The organism is Camelimonas fluminis (genome assembly GCF_014656355.1).
In the GTDB taxonomy this organism is placed as follows: domain Bacteria; phylum Pseudomonadota; class Alphaproteobacteria; order Rhizobiales; family Beijerinckiaceae; genus Camelimonas; species Camelimonas fluminis.
This window is the reverse complement of sequence record NZ_BNCG01000110.1, coordinates 1-2,470: the sequence shown is the minus strand read 5'-3', so window position 1 is coordinate 2,470 and position 2,470 is coordinate 1. Positions and strand designations below refer to the sequence as shown.

At 55.3% G+C, this 2,470-nt stretch carries 3 protein-coding genes; 2 read left to right on the top strand and 1 reads right to left on the bottom strand.

Going from position 1 to position 2,470, the window contains the following annotated elements; translation table 11 throughout:
- Nucleotides 1-411 (top strand): hypothetical protein (locus tag IE243_RS22540; RefSeq protein ID WP_210319962.1); only part of this gene is annotated, 411 nt, incomplete at its 5' end.
- Nucleotides 412-1,047: 636 nt separating this feature from the next.
- On the opposite strand, the gene IE243_RS22535 is transcribed toward IE243_RS22540, so the two are convergent.
- Nucleotides 1,048-1,230 (bottom strand): hypothetical protein, encoded by a 183-nt coding sequence (locus IE243_RS22535; RefSeq protein WP_244643325.1) that lies wholly within the window; start codon nt 1,228-1,230, stop codon nt 1,048-1,050.
- An 88-nt stretch (nt 1,231-1,318) separates the two neighbouring features.
- On the opposite strand from IE243_RS22535, the gene IE243_RS22530 reads away from it, so the two are divergent.
- A protein-coding gene (locus IE243_RS22530; RefSeq protein WP_244643324.1) for an IS3 family transposase occupies nt 1,319-2,469 on the top strand; the annotation gives its coding sequence in 2 pieces (ribosomal slippage) (nt 1,319-1,550 and nt 1,550-2,469; 1,152 coding nt in all).
- The last annotated feature ends 1 nt before the right edge of the window (nt 2,470 follow it).

Below are 2,470 nucleotides of genomic sequence, written 5' to 3'. Positions count from 1 at the left end.
GCATCATGTCAATCGGACTCCGCAAATGGGCGCATGGGTTCTGATCAGAGAGTCTTGGTAGTCATCGAGACATGGGGTCTCGATAAGGGGATTACCGAAACCGCCCTGGTCTTCGAGCTCACCCACTTCGGTCACGAGTTCGAACAGGATTTCGCCTGCGTCTTCACCAAAGAGGAAGACGCAATTGCGGAATCCGAAGAGTACGGCGGCCAAGTGACGCCTGTCCAAGGCCTTATTGCCACCGACGCACTCAAAGCTATCAGCCTCAATGACTGCGAACCAGTTATGGTCCACGACATGTTGACGATCGCTTATGCCGAACTTGCGCTTCACCTTACCGGCTGCTGGTGGACGGATCGCTTGGATATCGAACGACTATCCGCGCCCCGCGGCGTCATTTTCCAGAGCTAGATCCACCACTGGTCGATCCAACAGCGACCATAACAAAATGCGCCTAACGACCACGGCAGTCTCCCACTCAATATTTTTTCTGCCCTAAGCGTTTGGTATAATTACAAAAAATAAAATCCTCGGGTAAGTATACCGTTGAAGATACCGTCAAAAACTTAGCCTTTTGATTTTGCTAGGTTTTTTTTGAATTTCAGGACGGAAAATTCTGTAAACTATCGGTATCTATCGACCGTTTCGCGGTGAGGCGTAGACCTCAGACTTCGAATCTTTTGCTACCGATAAGGTACCGCCAAAATCGGCGAAATCAATACACCCATCTCGATCCTGGATTGCCGGGATGGTGGGCTTGGATCAAGCGCGACAGAGGTTGAGAGGGTGAAGACAGTTTCCCGGGAAGAGCTTCACGTATAGCAAACGTTCCCCAAAAACACCGTCACAACAAATCGTAGAGTCGAAGCACGAGCGTAGACGCCTCACTGTAACGGCCCTCCTCCTATCCAACAGGAGGACAAATATCTCGACGAAAGCCATTCGCATAGGTGACAAACTCTCACTCAGATTGTTTGATCAGGAAGAGGGCAGCCGCTGCACTCGCTAAGAGACAGGGCGTCAAGACCAGAGACGATCGCGCAATGCTCAGCCCACGATCAAGCGGGCAAGCCGGTTAACCTCGACCATGTCCAGGCCCGATCCCGCCGTTTCCATGGTCTCGATCAGGATATCTCCCCCTGCCTGTTCATCGATCGGCCGGATGCCTGCTGCCAGATACGCCATGCGCTTGATCTGCCATCGTGCCGCGTATTGCGGGTCCGACAGCATGCCCAGATGCTCCCAATAATAGGTGGACTTGTACCGGTTTTGCGCCGGTCACCTGAGCGTTTTAGGCTCTTTCAAGGAGACCGACGAGATGATCAGGCATACCGAAGAGTTCAAACAGGAAGCGGTGCGCATTGCGCTGACCAGCGGATTGCCGCGGGGCCGGGTTGCATCGGATTTGGGGATTGGGAAGTCGACGCTGGGCAAGTGGCTATCGCAGCACAGACCCAGTGACCAGGAGGTTGCCCCACAGGCAGACCTGGCGCGTGAGAATGAACGCCTTCGCCTTGAGAACCGCATACTCAAGGAGGAAAGGGATGTTTTAAAAAAGGCCACGCAGTTCTTCGCGAGCCAGCGGTCGTGAGGTTCGCGTTCGTGGAGAACTGGCGTCACGTCTGGCCGGTTGAAACGATGTGCCGTGTGATGCAGGTCAGCCCTCGCGGCTACCGGTCATGGCGTTCACGGCCAACAAGCCGACGCGAACGGACGGATCTGAAGGTGCTTGCGCACATTCGGGAGCATGACAGGCTGAGTTTGGGCAGCTACGGCCGCCCCCGCATGACGATGGAGCTGAAGGAGGCCGGCCTTGATGTCGGCGAGCGCCGTGTGGGCAGGCTGATGCGGATTAACGGGATCAAACCTGTCCGGACCCGCAGGCACAAGGTGACAACCGACAGCAACCACCACCTTGGCGTTGCGCCCAATCTCCTGGAGGGTGACTTTGCAGCTCCGGCGCCGAACCAGAAGTGGGCTGGCGATATCAGCTATATATGGACATCTGAAGGATGGCTCTATCTTGCCGTCATTCTCGACCTGCATAGCCGTCGCGTCGTGGGCTGGGCGGTCAGCGACAGGATGAAAAAGGATCTGGCAATCAGGGCTTTGGATATGGCGGGGCGTCTGCGCCAGCCACCCGGAGGATGCATTTTTCATTCGGATCGCGGCAGTCAGTACTGCTCCCATGACTATCAGAAGAAGCTGGAGTCCTATGGACTGCGACCCTCTATGAGCGGCAAAGGAAATTGCTACGATAATGCTTCCGTAGAGACCTTTTTCAAATCACTGAAGGCGGAACTGATCTGGCGCCACAGCTGGCCAACGCGGCGACAGGCGGAGGCTGCAATCTTTCAGTACATCAATGGTTTCTACAACACCCGTCGCCGCCATTCCTATCTGGGGGGCATAATACCAAGGCCTTCTGCCCCTGACTCATGCAGGGTTTTGTTGGGAGCGCGGACGTGAT